The sequence below is a fragment of the Streptomyces spiralis genome (assembly GCF_014654675.1).
Taxonomy (GTDB): Bacteria; Actinomycetota; Actinomycetes; order Streptomycetales; family Streptomycetaceae; genus Streptomyces; species Streptomyces spiralis.
On record NZ_BNBC01000001.1, the window covers coordinates 448,742 to 465,164 of the forward strand.

Here is a 16,423-nt window from a genome sequence, read left to right on the forward strand (position 1 = left end):
CCGCTCGGCAGAGTTACTCCGTACAGCCGATATGACACAGACGCCGGTAGATCTCCTCCAGCCGGTCCGTGACGGCGTGGATGGAAAAGGTCTCCTCGACGGCGCGACGCCCCGCACTCACCAGGGCGTGGCGCCGCTCGTCGTCCGCCAGCAGCCCGCACACCGCGTCGGCCAGCTCGCTCGGACTGCCGTCGGTGACCACCGCCGCGCCCCGGCGGGCCAGGTCGTCGGCGATGGCGCAGCCGTCGGTGCACACCACCGGAGTGCCGGCGGACATGGCTTCGATCACGGTCATCCCGAACGGCTCGTCGACGCTCGGCAGCACATAGACGGCCGCCTTCGCGTAGGCCCGTACGGCCTCGGCATGGTCCAGCGCCCCGCCGTAGGAGACGATGTCCGTGAGCCCGTGGGAGGCGATGAGCCGGCGCACTGCGGGCAGCGACCCCTCGTCCGCCCCGTAGAGGGTGAACCGCGCGTCGAGCACTCTCCGGTGGACCAGCGCGGCCATCTCCACGAACGACTCGGGGCGCTTGCGCGGGTGGAGTCGGGCCAGGAACAGCACCTCCCGGTCGCGGTGCCAGTGTCCCTCGGCACCGTCCCTGTCCGGCCGTACACCGTTGGGCAGGGTCAGCAGCGACGGGCCGCCGGGGCCGATGACCTGGGCCAGGGCGAGCCGCTCCCGCTCGGTGAGAACCAGGCAGCCGCGCGCCCGGCGCAGAAGCGGCACGTAGACGCGGTCGAAGAGTCGCACGAGGGCAGCGCGACGGGGCTCCACCATGCCGTGCGTCTGCGCCAGGAACCTCTTGCGCCGCAGGGCGGCGACGGCGAGCGCGGCCAGGGAGACGAGGTCGCGCCCCGCATGGATGTGCACCACATCGGCCTGGCCCATGGAGCGCCACAGATCCCTGACGAGCAGCGGGTGCATGATTCCGGTGAAGCGCCCTGGAAGCAGGGAGCGGGCGGGGCGCGTCCGCAGCGCCACGGCGCCGATGCGGGCCGGTGCGGGCGACCTGCCCTGCCACAGGGACACGAGCGTGGCCTCGTGGCCACGCGCGGCGCACTCCTCGAGCTGCCCGGTGGCCACGCTCGTGGGACCGCCGTAGGCGCCGTCGTCGCTGACGAGCGTCACCACATGGACGAGTCTCATGCCGGGGCCCCCGTCGTGACGACGGCGCCGGGACCCACGTCGTGGTGGGCCACCGCCGAGGCGCCGACCACCCCACTGCGGCCCACCGTGACTCCACGCAGAACAACGGCCCGCGCCGCGACCCAGGATCCCGGTTCCAGGCGGATGGGGCCGTTGTCGAACTCGAAGGTCGAACTGTGCCGTTGATGACTTCCCGTGCACAACAGGGCGTCCTGGGAGACGCACACATTGCTGCCGATCGTGATCTGCTCCAGGTTCAGCAGCCAGGCGCCCTCGCCGATCCATACGTCGTCGCCGATGTCCAGCCGCCACGGCCAGTGCACCCGCACCCGCTGGCGGATCAGTACGCGTCGCCCGATGCGGGCCCCGAAGGCCCGCAGCACGGCGGGGCGCCAGCGGGTCGGGAACCACCATTTGACGAAGACGAGATTGAGGACGGCGAACCAGGCGGCCTGAACGAGCAGGGGGCGCCCCTTGTCGTAACCTGCTCCGGTGAAACCCCGTAGGTGACGGTCCATCGCGATGGTTCTCCTGAGGTCGAGCGTGTGATCCCGCTGCGAGTTCCTGGCGGGCGGGTATGTCCGGTCGTCGGCGTACGGGCGTCAGTAGGCGCCGCGCCCGTCCAGCACGGCGCGGACGGTGCGGGCCATGACCGCCATGTCCCATGACCAGGACCAGTTGTCGACGTACCTCAGGTCGAGCGAGACGGTCTCGGGCCAGGTCAGGTCCGACCGTCCGCTCACCTGCCAGAGCCCTGTGAGGCCTGGTTTGACGCTCAGCCGGCGCATCTCCACCTGGTCGTAGCGGGCGACTTCCTCGGGAAGCGGCGGGCGGGGGCCCACCAGCGACATGTGACCGAGCAGGACATTGACCAGCTGGGGCAGCTCGTCCAGCGAGTAGCGGCGGAGGAACCGGCCGACCGGCGTGACTCGTGGGTCCCGGCGGAGCTTGAACATGTGGCCGTCGTTCTCGTTCGCCGCCGCCAAGTCGCCCTTCATACGGTCCGCGTCGACCACCATGGTCCTGAACTTCCACAGGGGGAAATGCGTGTTGTACCGCCCGACACGCGTCTGGCGGTAGATGACCGGTCCCGGCGAGCCCAGGCGCACGGCGAGCGCCAGAAGCGCGAACAGCGGAGCCAGCACGACCAGGAGCAGAAACGCGCCCAGCCGGTCCGTGGCGTCCTTGAGAAGCGTCGGCAGGCCGTGCCGGGTAGGCGGTGAGATGTGCAGCAGGGTGAGCCCGGCCGCCGAAGTGAGCCGGATCCTGCGCCGGGCCACCTCGATGATGCCCGGCAGGACCATCAACGGGCGGCCCTCGTCGTGCAGGGCCCAGGACAGCCGCCGAAGCCGGCCCCCGGACATGTGCCGGCCGGGGGCCACGAAGACCAGGTCGGCACCGAGCGCCTCGGCCGCCTCCCGTACGGACGAGGCGTCCTCCTCGAAGTCGGCCGGCTCCTGCACCCGGAGCCTGCCACAGACCCGTACGCCGGAGAGCACCTCTCCCTCGCCCACGACACAGGCTCCGACCGCCACATAGCCGTGATCGGTCCGCTCGGCGAGCTGTCCGACCACCGCGTCCACCGCCCCTGCCTCACCGATGACGAAGACGCGCCGCAGCGCCCACGCGTCGCGACGCGCGGCCAGCACACTGCGGTGCACCGCCTTGCGGCAAACCAGAGTGGCCACGAGCGACGGGCCCAGCGCGGCGAGCGGTACGCCGGGCGCACCCTCGAGGCCGGAGACGGTACGCAGCACGGCCAGCGAGCCGAGCAGCAGCAACCAGTCCCGCACGATCGGTCCGACCGGTGCGCCTTCGTCCCATGCCGACTGCGCGTACCGCCTGTCGGCGAGGCCCACGAGCAGCCAGACCACACTGATCACCATCGCCTGCCGCAGCGGGTGTGGTTCCCCGATCGCCGAGAGCGTCGCCGACGTCGGCAGCGCCACTGCGGCGGCATCCGCACAGAACGCGACCGCCGCGTACCACCCGAACCTCGGGCCCGTGCGCGAGGGCGGTCGATACGCCGTGGAATATGGCCTCTGCCATGACGCCGCACTGGTGGACTGCCGCATGGTTCTCCCCTGAGACCCCGTACGAAGCGCAGGGCGCGGCCGCAACGGCAGCAGACGGAAGCCGGGGCACGCACCTCATGCGATGGTGATATCAACCATTACACGGCTATGTCCTATATTCCGGATTTGCCGCCATGCAACGCCTGCGCTGCGACCGGCGAAGGAGTGACGGGGTGGGCGCGAGCGGCGTCGGACGGGATGAAGGAGGGGTCGTCCGGAGGTGGCGCGGGCGCGGCGACGGCGCCTCCAACTAGCTGCCTCGAGCGACTATTACCCGTCCACCAGCACGGAAACAGCCGCCTTCACGGGAGGCCGGAACGGTCCTCTTCACCTTTCCGGCCGCATTTGCAATCCGAACGGCGTAGGAAAAGGAGTCGTAAAACGCGATTGCGGGCCAGTCATGTAAATGTCGTGACGTCCAGCGGCGCAGGGATGTTCCCAACTCGAATGCCCGAAGGAAAAGGCGCGAGCGGCCGCGAGGGCGTGATCCGGTACCCGAGGTCTGGTACCCCCAGAAACAAGGAGGACTGCTCGTAATGCGAGTAGCTACCCGAGCGAAGACCCAGTCGCCCAAGGCGAAGTGGGCCACACGGCTTGTCGGCGCGGGCCTGACGGCCGCAGTGGCAGTCGGCCTCACCGCCAGCCCCGCGCTGGCGGCGCCCGGCCCTCAGTACGATGCCGCAGTGGCCCCGACGGAGACCGATCTCCAGACCAACCCGTTCTGCCAGGACATTGGCCTCGGCAGCGCAGTGCAGAACACCACGGGCGAAAACCCCTCGGGATCCGGCCAGCTCCCGCTGCCGGATGGCAGCACCATCGACTTCAACATCTACCCCAACAACATCGACCCGGTGACGCCTGACGGGCAGCTGGTCGACTTCTCCTACAGCACGGGCAGCACCTTCGCCGCCGCCGCTGTCATCGTCAAGGGCGGCCCGAGGGCGAACGTCTACGACTACAGGAGCCTCGGCAGCGGCAGCATCGCGGCCGACACGACGCTCCACACGTCGGTCAACCCCCAGAACGACAAGTTCTACGGCATCAGCCACATCGTCTTCTGCTCGGTCAAGACCAAGTACACCTGATGGGGCTCGGGCCGGCTGTGCGGAACGGCCCGTCCGGCGGTGAGGCGTGAATAGGTTCACGCACCCGCCGTCACAATGAAGGAGTGGGGGCCCGGGAATTCCCGGGCCCCACACGTGTCGCATGTGATCCGCGTGTCAGTGGGCCAGCTCACTCCATGACTTCAGGCCGGTGAGCCGGCGGAACTCGGAGTCGTCGAGCTCCGGCTTGGCCACCCAGCCCGGCGGCTTCTGCGCGACCAGCGACCACGTGTCCCTGGTCGACGGAGCGAGCCGACTGGCGGCCAGGTAGGCACGCAGGAAGCGCCGCGGCACCTTGCAGAGCATGTGGTGGGTGCCGCGCACCTCGCGCGCCTGAAGCCCCAGCGCCTTGGCCAGCGCCAGGCAGTCGCCCTCGGTGTACTCGCGCACGTGGCCGCGCCAGTTGCCGGGGTACCAGTAGTAGAGCTCGTACTGCGGGTGGCTGGTCCTGCCGCGCAGCACGTCGAAGCGTTTGCGCAGATTGACGTGGTTGGGGACGGTGACGAACAGGTAGCCGCCGTCGCGGACCCGCTCGAGCAGGCCGTTCAGCAGGTCGCGCGGCGAGTTGTGGAGCTGTTCCAGCACGTCGCGGGGCTCCGGCGCTGGGCAGAGCGCCACCGCCGAGCTGGATGTACTCGATGCCCATCTTCTCGGCGAAGTCGAGGATGAGCTCGCGGGCCCGGCCGCGCTTGTGCCATTCGTCCTGGAGGTCGTCGACGGCCGTGCACCGGTAGCCGAGTGCGGCCAGCACAGCGGTCTTGTCCGCCGGGGCGGCCCCGAAGTCCAGGATGCGCCACCCCGGCTCGAGGAACCGCTGGACGGTCTGGGCGAGCGTGACGTGTCCGGACAGCTCCGGATCGAAATAGCCGCGGAACGGAAATGCGTCGATGACTTGAGCTACCGCGCGTTCCATCTCGGCATCGACCTTCATATGCCCCTGCATCGATGTGGCGCCTCATTTCCTGCGGTCGGGACGGACTGACACTTCGGGGCGGTAACGGCTCACCTATGACGCGACGCTCATCCAAGGCGGATTCCTTTTTCTGCGCCTGTCGCCCGGACATGAATCCTGCCATTTCCTCCGACGCGATGAACGGCTGCACACCACGAATGCAGTAGCGCGGATCGACGGATCCCCGCATCTTGTTCAGATGACGCCCTGGGCCGGCCGGCATGGCGTCGGCGGCCCGCTCGAAACCGGCGATGTCCGCACCGGTCAGGTGGTCGGCAGGGGCGCCGTAGCGCTCGGCGGTCTCATGGCAGATGCCGTGCACCTCCCCCATGAAGCGCGCCGGCTCCGCCACCCGGCGGCGACCACGCCGTACGGGGGCGTTCCCGCGCCGATTCCGGCGCACCGACCGCAATCCCTCCCGCGTTCGCAGCCTTGCCGAGTCCTGGATATTCGACGCGACTTCCGCGCCGAGGTGGAACGCAAGGACGCCGTTGGTGAGCATTCGGGTGGCCGTCCTGAGCAGTTGCACCCGGGGCATGATGAGTAGTTCGCCGCTGCCGGAGCCCACGGGCCGACGGCTTCGATCGGCTCATGCACACGACGACTCCCGCGGCAACGACCGCCGCCCCGGCGCCCCGCCGTCCCTTCCTGTACGGCTACCGCACCGTGACGCTGATCGGCATGGCCATCGTCGTCCTCCTGGCCTTCGGAGCCGTGGCCTGCCAGTCATTGGAGGGCGGACCCGTCAGATCGGCCGCCGCTTACAGGGAGCGGGGGGCGGAGACGCGGCGAGCGGGTGAGCGCGCACTGGGCGATCTGAACCCGATCCCCACCCAGGCTGGAACGGCGGACGAAGTGGGCAGCACCTCCTGCGTGGACGACTTCGGCTTCGACGACGCCGGCGTCACCCGCGACGAACCCACCTACAAATGGGAGTTGGAGTTCCCGAGCCGGGCGGCATACAACTCGGCGGTCGACGACCTGCGCAGAACCTGGACCGCCCGCGGCCTGAAAGTGATCGACCTCCCGGCACAGCCCCGGGGCGAACCCGGCGCCGGCCTGCACGGCATCAGGACGACCGACGAGCAAGACATCCAACTGTCCCTCGCTCCCGACTACTTCACGGGCAGGCCGACGATCCAGGCTGACGGCGGGTGCATTCGGCACGAAACCGCCCCCGAGGACTACGACGACGAGAACGACGAGACCTTCTGACCCGAGCCGCGCCCCTGCCTCCCGTCCCACGCGACCCGATCACAACCTGCCGAACCGGAACCCGCAACCACGGGCTCCGGTTCCGCGGGCGGTCCCTGGACGAGGCGATGAAGGCAGTACGCGATTGAGCTGGACCTGGGAGTATGCCTTCGCAGCGGAGGAAGCCGTGAGCCAGGACGGCTGTCGCCGCTGGGCGATGCGAACCGCTCCGACCGTCAGCGGGTCTGGACCGGAGGCCAGGTACCCGAGGCACACATCTCCATGTACTGGGCCACGGGAAGGTGGGTCGGTGGGGTGTGGGGGCTCGCTCCGGAGTGCGGGACGACGATGGCGGCGCTGAACGGAGCCTTCGTCGGGTCGCCCGTCTCCATGTGTTCCCTGAAGTCGAAGCGGAACGTCCAGCCGTAGGCGAAGTCGATTCCCGAGTCCGGGAAGACGATCACGGAGCCGGCCTTCTCCGGGTACGCGGTGGTGTTCAGATAGTGGGAGGCCGCGGCAACCGCATCCTCCCTGCTCCTCTTCTTCCCGCCGGAACGCCGGCGCCTGGCGACAACGGCGGCCGCCACGGCTCCCCCGACGACCACGACCGCGCCGGCACCCAGCCCGATCCACAGCATGCCGTCGCCGCCGCTGTCCTCGGAGGAAACGCCTGCGGCGACACCTTGGTCCTGTGCGGCGCCGGAGTCCTTGCCCGACGGTGAGGACGAGGGCTCGGCCGGCGCCGTCGACTCCGCCGCTGCGAGGTCCGGCAGCGGATAGACGTCCGCCGGCCCCGGATCTCCCGGGTTCTGCAGCGCGATGCGCGGCCGCACGATCCCGTACCCGATGGAGTCGTTGCGCTTGGCGCCGTTGGTGGGCGCGCCGATGGTGTTGAGCATGACGCGGAGGACCTGGTTGTTGGTCCAGGTCGGGTGCTCGGACCAGATCAGGGCGGCACTGGCGGAGGCGAGGGCGGTGGCGTCGCTGGTGCCGTCCGTCCTGCAAAGGCCCGTCTTGCCGCCGCACGCATGGACCATGTCTTCGCCCGGCGCAGCCACGTCCACCTGGGATCCGTACTCGGAGAAGGAGGAACGCCGGAGGTTCTTGCCGACCGCTGCGACACCAACGACACCAGGGGTACCGGCCGGATACAGGACCGGGTTGCCTTTTTCAGCGTTGTTGCCCACGCCTGCGAAAATCAGTGAGCCGCGATCCAGGGCATATTTGACCGCAGCGGTGAGCTCGGGCGTGCCGATCGACGACACCATGGATATGTTGATGACCTGAGCATGCTGATCTGCTGCATAGCGGATGGCCTTGCTGAAGTACGCGGGCCTTCCGAAGCCCAACGCATCCTCGTTCTCGGAAGGTACGCGAACGGGAAGGACCTTGGCACCAGGGGCGAGGCCGAACGCTCCCTTCCCGCCCCCGTAGGCTCCGGTGCCGGCGATGAGCCCGGCCATCCCCGTGCCGTGGCCGTCATAGTCCGTGTGTTCGTCGCCGGCACTCTTCGGCGGGGCCAGATCTTTCCCGTCGAGTACCTGCCCCTTCAGGTCTGGATTGGTCGGGTCGACTCCGCTGTCGATCACCGCGACCGTGATGCCCTTACCTGTACTCGTCCGCCACATCTCCTCCGCATGCATGGCGTCCAGGTGCCACTGCAGGGAACGCGTGGAGTCGGCCTGCGCCTGCGTTGCTGCGCCTCCCACCATCAGCAGGCCAAGGGCCGTTGAGGCCACTGCACGGATCCCTCTCTGCCGCGTGTTGGCCCCGGGCATGCGCATGGTGTTGGTATCCCTTGACCGTCAGTCGGTGGTCGGCGGTTCGTTTCGGCGGTCGTTGCGCTGCTTGTCGTTCCGCTGCTGCGCGCGACGGGTTGCTCCACTCGGAGCACCGCGAACGCCACGCCGCGTAGAAGGCTCACTGGGCACACCGCCTGCGATGCCTCCCCGCGTCGGTGCGGAGGGTACCTGTGCGCCGGGTCGCGCCGGGGCACCCCCGGCTCTCTGCGGTGTACCGCCGACGATTCCGTCGCGCGGCGTCGCACCAGAACGCCCGGCAGTGGGCCCCGAGGTCCGCGTGGCCGGCTGCCCTGTCGCTCCTGCGTTCGGCAGACGGCTGCTCGAACCGCGACCGGCTGCCGGCTCACCACCAAGCGAGGGCCCAAGTGCCCGACCCATCGACTTGCCAGTGCCGGAGGGCGCACCCGGACGCCCGCCGGTGATTCCTGAGCCGGATGTGCCACCTCGACTCGGGTTCTGGCCTGAGACGGCACGGCCGACCGGTCCAGTCGAACTCGGCAGGTTACGGCCCGGGGTACGGCTGACGTCCGCGATGCCACGGCTCGCAGCACGCCCCACGGGTCCTTGCCCGGGCTGGGCGGGCAAGCGGCCCCCGCCGACGGGTCTTCCGGTGCCGCCTGACGTCGAAGGCAGCCGCACAGGACCCCGAGGCAGCGGTGCAACCGGGCCATTCGTCGGCAACGGCGCTTGCGTGTCCGGTCGGGCGGTCGTGGGAGGTACGTCCACGGGGCCCGTGGAGCGCTGATGCACTTCTGGCTGCACAGTCACTGAGTCGATGCCGACATGCGCCGCAGGCGCAATCGTCGACGGATGCACATGACCGGACGGCACCGCACTCGCGGGCAGATCCGCACCGATCCCCGGGTCCACAACCCGGTGCTCGGTCCTTGCGGTCCCCGCACTTCGAGCGGTTCCCGAACTGACGCTTCCGCTGTCTGTCCTCCCCGCGGTACCACTCCCGGGGCGAGCGATGTCCTCGGACGACTGACCGATGCCCGGTGTGATCGACGTGGGCGGCGGCGGAAACTTCGGTCGCTCCAAGGTGTTCATCTGCGTCGCGGACTGCTCGTACGACTGCCCCAGCTTGCGCATCTGGGCTGCCGCCTCCAGGCGGACCTTCTCGCGGTCGGCCTTGAGCGCGGCGAGTTCGCCGGCGGACTTGGTGCGGATGGCGGCGGCGTCCGGGTCGTTGTGGGCGGCGTTCGCCGCGTCGAGGTTGGCCTGGGCGCTCTTGGTGTCGCGGGGCGTCGACGCCTGGACGGTGGCGATCGCGCTCGAGGCGTGGCCCAGCCACTTCCCGGCACCCTCGCTGAAGTCGCCCAGCCGATGGGTCGAGTTGGCCAGGTCGTCGGCCCAGGTGCGGAACGCCTCCGCGCCGTCGCCCTTCCACGCCACCCACTGCGGACGGACCTTCAACTCGTCCGCGATCTTGCGGATCTCCTTGGCGGCCGCGGTCAGACGGTCGGCGGCTGCCTGCACCTCGCCGGCGTTCGCCTGGTCCAGCCACGCGAGCATCTGCTCGTGGCTCATGCTCTCGAAGGACGTACCGCCGCCGTTTCCCTTTCCTGCCCCTGCCCCTGCCCCTGCCATCAGGCCTCCCCCGTCAGAGTCCGAAAGACGACCGTCGTCATCAGATCGTGCCACCCGAGTCGCCCGTCGGCGGCTGCCCGTCCTGGTGCGCCGGATTCGCCCCGGGGTCGCCCTGACCGTGGGTCTTCCTGCGCAGGGACGGGTCGTAGGTCCCGCCGTAGTGCTCGGTCGTCTCCGCGCTGATCGCCGCCATCCGCCTGCGGACGTCGATGTCGATGTTCTGGTAGCCCTTGTGCGAGGCCACGACCGCGATGCCCATGCCCTCCATGGAGTCGGACAGCAGCTTGGACAGCGTCTCGAGTTCGCTGACGACCGTCTCGTACGCCGTGTAGAGGCCGGCCGCCTCCGACCACTCCCCTCCTCCGCCGCCGAACTCATGGCGTGCGAGGCGGCCCTTGCCGACCTTGCCCGGACCGGCCTCGGAGCCCTTCAGATCGTGGATCAGGGCGTCCACTCTCTTCTTGAACTCCGTGAACGAGGTGTACTCCGCCGCCAGCGCGGCCGCGGCCCCGACGGCGGCGGCCCCGGTCGCCGCGAACATCCCCGCCATACCCGACAGCAACGGCGACGGCTCATCGCCCGCCCCCGAACCGGCATCGCTCGGCAACACAACGTCCTCCCCCGTGAGTTCGTAAGCGAAAGCCTCGGGACAACTCTAGCTACATCCAGTGACAGTCCCGCGTCGGGCTGTGCGCCCGAAGCGAAAGGAGCCTGTGCCGCACAAGCAGCACAGGCTCCGGAAAAAGGGGTCACACGCCCTGCGTCACTCCCCCTCCGTCACACCCTCCTGCTCTCCACCGGCCCCAGATACGTCTCCGGCAGCCCGCCCACGTCGATCAGCAGCCGCTGCACCACCACCGTCGGGTCGACCATCCAGAACTTCAGGCGGTGGACGCCCGCGCTCGTGAGGGTGTGCTTGGTGGGCGTGCGGTTGATGTTGTCCGAGGTGTTCCTGGCCCACTGGTTGTTCATCGTGCCGTCGTCCGAGCCGGTGGCCGCGATGATGTCGACCGTCTGCGGGGTCTGGTCGTCGAAGGAGACGGCGTAGCGCAGGCCGCCCTGACCGCCCGCAAGTGCGGGGTTGCGCGGGGAGAGTTCGGCCCAGACCGTCACCTCGCCCGGGGTCGGGGTGAGCAGGGTCACCTCGTACTCCAGGCGGGCGGACGAGCCGCCGGGGGTGTGGCGGGGGGCCGTCACCGGCCACGGGGTCATGCCCGAGGTCGTACGGCCGATGTCGTCCAGGCGGCGCCACTCGCCCACCGCACGGGCGTAGTGCTCGGCGTCGATCGCGACGTAGCCGCCGGCCTCCACGAAGCCGCGCAGGCCGCGCGCCACCCGCGTGGACGGCTTGCTCGCCGTGCAGGAGACGGTCACCGTGCTGCCCGCGCCCGTGATCGTCAGTGTGCCGGTCGCCCCGTCGGCCGGGACCCTCGACCAGTCCGCCCGCACCTCCAGGCGCACCTGCTGGTCCACCCGGCCCTTCGTGCGGTCGACCTTCAGCCACGGGGCGGAGGTCTCGACGCGGTAGTCGAAGGACGTACGGCCCCGGTTGAAGATCTCCACGTACTGCTGCGGGCGGGTCTGGTACGGGCTGAACTCGGGGAGCTTCGCCTCCTCGGCATCCGCACCGCCCGGCCACCATGTGCCCGCGTCCTCGGCGCCGTCGACCGACACGCCCAGTTCGGCCGCCTCCGGCAGGTCGATCCGCTTCACCGCGGGGAACAGCACGTCCGGCAGCGCCACGTTGTCCTTCTCCGGCTGCTGCCAGGGGGCGTTCGGGCCGTAGCGGTCGACGTCTCCGTAGTCGATGTGGGGCTGGGTCTGGAAGCCCTTCCACTTTCCGTTCGCCACCTGCGCGTTGAAGCGGTCGGCCAGGGACAGGTCCTTGGCGAGGCCCGCCTCCGCCTGCGCCGCGCGGGCGTTCGTCGCGGCCCGGCCCTGTCCCGCGTAAAGGAGGTTCGTGAACTCCGCCTGGCGCAGCTCGTACAGGTTCGCCGTGGCCTCCACCTCGTAGCCCACCAGCTCGAACCACGCGTCCCGGGTGCCGGCGGGCAGCGCGCGGGCGATCCTGTCGGCCTTCTTCGCCAGGGTCTGCCACTCCTCGGTGACCCGCTCCAGCTCGCGGTGGGCGAAGTAGTACGGGCTCTGCTGGTCGTCGTTCACCGGCTTGCCGTCCTGCACCGTGATACGGCGGTTGAGCAGTTCCGGCTTGCGGCGGGCCTGGAGCCGACCGTATGCCGCGAGTACGTCCGCGATCGCCGCGGAGTGCGCCTCGCCGAAGTTCTGGCGGGCGTAGCGCCGCTCCCACTCCGGCAGGCGTTCCTGCGGCCAGTTCTCGGGGCTCCAGGCGTAGTTCAGGAAGAACTCCGTCGGCAGTTCGTTGCCCTTGAGGTCGCCCACGTTCGCCACCCACAGGCCGTGGTTGCCGAAGGTGTGGGCCTGGTGGAGCTGGTCCCAGGTGTTGCGGATGTTGGCGGTGTCGACCCACTTGTAGTTGCGGCCCGCGCCCACGTAGTCGAAGTGGTAGTACAGGCCGTAGCCGCCGTCGCGCGCGGGCTCGGCCGGGTCCGGGTGCTTGCGGATGTTGCCCCAGTTGTCGTCCGTGAGGACCACCGTCACGTCGTCGGGTGCTCGCAGGCCGCGGTCCCAGTAGCGCTGCACCTCCTTGTACAGCGTCCACACCTGCGGGGTCTCGGTGGCCGGCCTGCCGGTGACCTCCTCGAGGATCTGGCGCTGCACCGCGATGATCTCCCGCATCAGCTCGATGCCGTCGCCGTCGGGCAGGCTGGTGTCGCCGTTGCCGCGCATCCCGAGGGTGACCACGCCCTCGAAGCCCTGGTCGACCATGCGCTGGATGCCGGCCCGCCAGTACTTCTTGAGGGCTTCCGCGTTGCGTACGTACGACCACTCGCCGGTGCCGCCGTAGGGGTCGTGGCCCGGGGTGACGATCGCGCCGGAGGAGTCCCGCACGGCGGCGGTCGCGTGGCGGTTCCACTCCTCGATGCCGCGCATCATGGGGGCCTCGTGGGAGGTGCCCATGACGATGCCGTACTCGGCGGCCCGCCGGTGGTTGTCCGGGTCGTCCTCGGCGAAGGCACGGCCCCACACTGCGGGCCAGAGGTAGTTGCCCTTCAAGCGGAGCAACAGCTCGAAGACCTTCGCGTAGAAGTCGGCGTTGAAACCGCCGGGGTAGCCCTCCGCCTTGCCCGGTCCGAAGTACTCCGGGGCCCAGGTGCCGAGCGCCGGGTTCTCGTCGTTGATGAACACGCCCCGGTACTTCACCGTCGGCGTGCCCTGAGTGAACCGGCCCGGCAGGATCCACACGCGGTTCCTGCGCACCGGCGGCACGTCGTCCCACCAGTACCACGGGGAGACCCCGATGCCGTACGAGACGTCGTAGGCGCCGAAGATGGTGCCGCGCGGGTCGCTGCCCGCGATGACGAACGCGCGCTCCACGCCCGGCATCGGATGGTCCACCACGGTCTGGAGGGAGGTCTCCCAGCGGTCCCGGACGCCGGTGACGTCCAGCTTGCCGGACTTCACCAGGCCGTCGATCAGCGGGCTGCGGCCGATGGTCCCGACGAGCACGGCGTAGCGGGCGACGGTGCTGCCGGGGCGTACGCCCGTGACCCGCTCGATGTCGCCGCGCAGGTCCGCCGCGGCCCGTACGACGCCCGGGTGGTCGTCGTCGCTGACCAGGACGGGGGCGCCGATCAGGGAGAAGGCTCCGGGCGCCGGGGGCGTGGGCGAGAAGGAGACGTACTCACCCGGGTCCGTGCGCCGCAGCTCGCCGCTTGCGCCGCCGGCCGCCTCCGCGTCGCTGTTCCCCGCGTCTCCCGCCGCCCAGGCGGCTCCCTGTGACGACACCACCGGCACCGCGGCCAGACCGGCCCCGAGTACGGCTCTGCGGCTGACGTGCGCAGACATGCTGCCACACCCCTCCCACTCGAATTTGGTTAGCGGCATGACAAATAGTGGGGTGAGTGACTCCTGGGGAACAGGGGTCGTGCGCGCCGAATAGTTTCGAATAACGGTGGCGTGGACGCGCCCGCCGTGCCTCCAATGGTCCGGACCAACCCCTTGCCCGTGCGCCGCCCGCGCAGCAAGCTCCCCCCATGGAGCTGGAGTTGCGGCATCTCAGGACCCTCCGGGCGATCGCCGAAGCGGGCAGCCTCACCCGGGCGGCGACGGCTTTGGGGCTCGCGCAGCCCGCGCTGAGCGCTCAGCTCAGACGGATCGAACGGGCGCTGGGGGGTGAGCTGTTCGAACGCGGACGGCACGGCGTACGGCCCACCGCGCTGGGCGAGCTGGTGCTGGAGCGCACCCGGATCGTGCTGCCCGCGGTGACCGAACTCCAGCAGGAGGCCGTCCGGTTCGCGCGGACACGGGCGGGCCGCGGGACGGAGCGGCTGCTGCGGCTGGGCGGCACGCACGGGCCGCTGCTGGGCGCGCTGGTGGACCTGATGGCGGCGGCGGGACCCGACACCCGGGTGACGACCCACGCCTCCTGGTCCGAGCGGGAGCTGGCCGCCCTGCTCTCCGAGGGCCGCCTGGACTTCGCCGTCACCGGCACCTGCGGCAGCGCCGCGCCGCCGGACACCGAGCACCTGGTGTGGCAGGAGTTCGCCGTCGACCCGGTCTTCGTCATGCTCCCCGACGCGCACCCGCTGGCCCACGCGCCCGAGGTGGAACTGGCCAAGCTCGCGGACGAGGAGTGGACCTGCGTACCCGGCGACGGCTGTTTCGGCGACTGCTTCACCGCGGCCTGCGCCCGCGCCGGTTTCGCTCCCCGGCGGATGTACGAGACGGACATCGCCTCCTGTGTGCACCTGGTCCAGGTGGGCCGGGCGATGGGACTGTGCCGGGCCACCTTCCCGGCCACGCCCGGCATCACCACCAGGCCGCTGGCCGGCACCCCGCTGCTCTGGCGGCACCTGCTCGGCTGGCATCCGGCCACCCAGCGCGCGGACACCGCGGCCACCGTCCTGGCCCAGGCCCGCACCGCCCACGCCGACGCGGCGGCCCGCAGCGACAGCTACGCCGACTGGCTCGCCCGCGGTGAGAACCCGGCCGAGGCGCTTCCATAACACCGGGCCAGGGGGTCAACCGGTGTCTTACGTCGTGCAGTTGCGCCTTCCTACGGTTTCGGCACCTCCCCACCGAGACCGAGGAGATCCCCCATGCTCCAGCGACACACCAGAGCCGCGTGCGCCGCCGTGGTGGCCACGGGCGCCCTGGTCCTGACCGGCCTGAGCGGCACGGCGAACGCCGGGACGGGCGCTCCCGACACGCAGGCGGGTCCGGCGGCGCAGTCGGCCGCGCGGACGCTGCACACCGCGGACACCCCGGCCGCCGTGCTGCGCGCCATGCAGCGCGACCTGGGCATCGACCGGCGGCAGGCCGAACAGCGGCTGGCCAACGAGGCGGAGGCGGGCGCCACGGCCGGCCGGCTGCGCGGCGCGCTGGGCGCCGACTTCGCGGGCGCCTGGGTCAGCGGTGCCGAGTCGGGCACGCTGACCGTGGCGACCACCGACGCCGCCGACGCGTCGGCCATCAGGGCGCGCGGCGCCGAGCCCACGGTCGTACGGCACTCCCTGGCAGCGCTGGACGCCGCCAAGGCCGGCCTGGACCGGGCGGCCCGGCACACCCCGACCGCCGACGCCCCGGCCTGGTACGTCGACGTGCTCACCAACCGTGTGGTGATCGAGGCCGTACGTCCGGCCGCGGCACAGGCGCTGGTGAAGGCCGCCGGGGTGGACCGCGGCCTCGTGCGGGTGAAGAAGACCGCCGAGCGGCCCCGTCCGCTGTACGACCTGCGGGGCGGCGAGGCGTACTACATCAACGGAAACACCCGCTGCTCGATCGGTTTCCCCATCACCCGGGGCACCCAGCAGGGCTTCGCCACGGCCGGGCACTGCGGCCGGCCCGGCTCCACCACCACCGGCTCCAACCAGGTCTCGCAGGGCACCTTCCAGGCGTCCGTCTTCCCCGGCAACGACATGGCCTGGGTGGCCGTCAACTCCAGCTGGACCGCCACCCTTACGTCAACCAGAACGGGCAGAACGTCCAGGTGACCGGGTCCACGGTGGCGCCGGTCGGCTCGTCGGTGTGCCGCTCCGGTTCGACGACCGGCTGGCACTGCGGCACCGTGCAGCAGCTGAACACCAGCGTGACCTACCAGGAGGGCACCGTCTCCGGGGTCACCCGCACCTCGGTGTGCGCGGAGCCCGGTGACTCGGGCGGCTCCTTCATCTCCGGCAGCCAGGCGCAGGGGGTCACCTCCGGCGGCTCGGGCAACTGCTCCAGCGGCGGGACGACGTACTTCCAGCCCATCAACCCGATCCTGAGCACCTACGGGCTCACCCTGAAGACGACGACCAGTGGCCCCGGCGACCCGGGCGACCCCGGTGAGCCGGGCGGCACCTGGGCGGCCGGCACCGTCTACCAGGCCGGTGACACGGTGACCTACGGCGGCGCCACGTACCGCTGCCTCCAGGGCCACCAGGCGCAGCCGGGCTGGGAGCCGCCGAACGTACCGGCGCTGTGGGAGCGGGTGTGAA

11 protein-coding genes and 1 pseudogene are annotated in these 16,423 nt (G+C 70.5%); 4 read left to right on the top strand and 8 right to left on the bottom strand.

Annotation, left to right across the window (positions count from 1 at the left end):
* Nucleotides 1–13 precede the first annotated feature (13 nt).
* From IE318_RS02100 to IE318_RS02110, 3 genes are all read right to left on the bottom strand, one after another.
* Nucleotides 14–1,147: a glycosyltransferase gene (locus IE318_RS02100; protein ID WP_189895718.1), complete on the bottom strand. Its 1,134-nt coding sequence runs from the start codon at nucleotides 1,145–1,147 to the stop codon at nucleotides 14–16.
* Nucleotides 1,144–1,665 carry an LbetaH domain-containing protein gene (locus IE318_RS02105; protein WP_189895719.1) on the bottom strand — a complete coding sequence of 174 codons (522 nt, stop codon included), beginning with the start codon at nucleotides 1,663–1,665 and terminating at the stop codon, nucleotides 1,144–1,146. The genes IE318_RS02100 and IE318_RS02105 overlap by 4 nt, the downstream gene beginning before the upstream one ends.
* An 84-nt stretch (nucleotides 1,666–1,749) precedes the next feature.
* Complete coding sequence (locus IE318_RS02110) at nucleotides 1,750–3,033, bottom strand: sugar transferase (protein ID WP_444546212.1); 1,284 nt, start codon at nucleotides 3,031–3,033, stop codon at nucleotides 1,750–1,752.
* 725 nt (nucleotides 3,034–3,758) lie between these two features.
* Between IE318_RS02110 and IE318_RS02115 the strand changes: the two genes are divergently transcribed.
* The gene (locus tag IE318_RS02115; protein WP_189895721.1) at nucleotides 3,759–4,307 is read left to right on the top strand and encodes a hypothetical protein; all 549 of its coding nucleotides are present in this window, start codon (nucleotides 3,759–3,761) and stop codon (nucleotides 4,305–4,307) included.
* A gap of 135 nt (nucleotides 4,308–4,442) precedes the next feature.
* Here IE318_RS02115 and IE318_RS02120 read toward each other — a convergent pair whose 3' ends face one another.
* The gene (locus IE318_RS02120) at nucleotides 4,443–4,910 is read right to left on the bottom strand and encodes a hypothetical protein (protein WP_189895722.1); all 468 of its coding nucleotides are present in this window, start codon (nucleotides 4,908–4,910) and stop codon (nucleotides 4,443–4,445) included.
* A 958-nt stretch (nucleotides 4,911–5,868) separates the two neighbouring features.
* Between IE318_RS02120 and IE318_RS02125 the strand changes: the two genes are divergently transcribed.
* Nucleotides 5,869–6,492, top strand: coding sequence for a hypothetical protein (locus IE318_RS02125; RefSeq protein ID WP_189895723.1), 624 nt, complete (start codon nucleotides 5,869–5,871; stop codon nucleotides 6,490–6,492).
* A gap of 215 nt (nucleotides 6,493–6,707) precedes the next feature.
* Here IE318_RS02125 and mycP read toward each other — a convergent pair whose 3' ends face one another.
* From mycP to IE318_RS02145, 4 genes are all read right to left on the bottom strand, one after another.
* Complete coding sequence (mycP, locus tag IE318_RS02130) at nucleotides 6,708–8,210, bottom strand: type VII secretion-associated serine protease mycosin (RefSeq protein ID WP_229903283.1); 1,503 nt, start codon at nucleotides 8,208–8,210, stop codon at nucleotides 6,708–6,710.
* A 66-nt stretch (nucleotides 8,211–8,276) separates the two neighbouring features.
* The gene (locus IE318_RS02135) at nucleotides 8,277–9,803 is read right to left on the bottom strand and encodes a translation initiation factor IF-2 (protein ID WP_229903284.1); all 1,527 of its coding nucleotides are present in this window, start codon (nucleotides 9,801–9,803) and stop codon (nucleotides 8,277–8,279) included.
* Between the two features lie 100 nt (nucleotides 9,804–9,903).
* Complete coding sequence (locus IE318_RS02140) at nucleotides 9,904–10,470, bottom strand: DUF2563 family protein (protein WP_229903285.1); 567 nt, start codon at nucleotides 10,468–10,470, stop codon at nucleotides 9,904–9,906.
* A gap of 170 nt (nucleotides 10,471–10,640) precedes the next feature.
* Nucleotides 10,641–13,790 carry a glycosyl hydrolase 115 family protein gene (locus IE318_RS02145; RefSeq protein WP_189895725.1) on the bottom strand — a complete coding sequence of 1,050 codons (3,150 nt, stop codon included), beginning with the start codon at nucleotides 13,788–13,790 and terminating at the stop codon, nucleotides 10,641–10,643.
* A 188-nt stretch (nucleotides 13,791–13,978) separates the two neighbouring features.
* Here IE318_RS02145 and IE318_RS02150 point away from each other — a divergent pair, with 188 nt between their 5' ends.
* Nucleotides 13,979–14,950, top strand: a complete 972-nt coding sequence (locus IE318_RS02150) for a LysR family transcriptional regulator (RefSeq protein ID WP_189895726.1) — start codon at nucleotides 13,979–13,981, stop codon at nucleotides 14,948–14,950.
* 93 nt (nucleotides 14,951–15,043) lie between these two features.
* Nucleotides 15,044–16,422: pseudogene (locus IE318_RS02155) on the top strand (carbohydrate-binding protein).
* Nucleotide 16,423: the final 1 nt, after the last annotated feature.

Bases quoted from the DNA above. Each gene is read 5' to 3' on its own strand.
- IE318_RS02100 (WP_189895718.1), bottom strand. From the start codon at position 1,147: ATGAGACTCGTCCATGTGGTGACGCTCGTCAGCGACGACGGCGCCTAC.
- IE318_RS02105 (WP_189895719.1), bottom strand. From the start codon at position 1,665: ATGGACCGTCACCTACGGGGTTTCACCGGAGCAGGTTACGACAAGGGG.
- IE318_RS02110 (WP_444546212.1), bottom strand. From the start codon at position 3,033: ATGGTGATCAGTGTGGTCTGGCTGCTCGTGGGCCTCGCCGACAGGCGG.
- IE318_RS02115 (WP_189895721.1), top strand. From the start codon at position 3,759: ATGCGAGTAGCTACCCGAGCGAAGACCCAGTCGCCCAAGGCGAAGTGG.
- IE318_RS02125 (WP_189895723.1), top strand. From the start codon at position 5,869: ATGCACACGACGACTCCCGCGGCAACGACCGCCGCCCCGGCGCCCCGC.
- IE318_RS02135 (WP_229903284.1), bottom strand. From the start codon at position 9,803: ATGAGCCACGAGCAGATGCTCGCGTGGCTGGACCAGGCGAACGCCGGC.
- IE318_RS02145 (WP_189895725.1), bottom strand. From the start codon at position 13,790: ATGTCTGCGCACGTCAGCCGCAGAGCCGTACTCGGGGCCGGTCTGGCC.
- IE318_RS02150 (WP_189895726.1), top strand. From the start codon at position 13,979: ATGGAGCTGGAGTTGCGGCATCTCAGGACCCTCCGGGCGATCGCCGAA.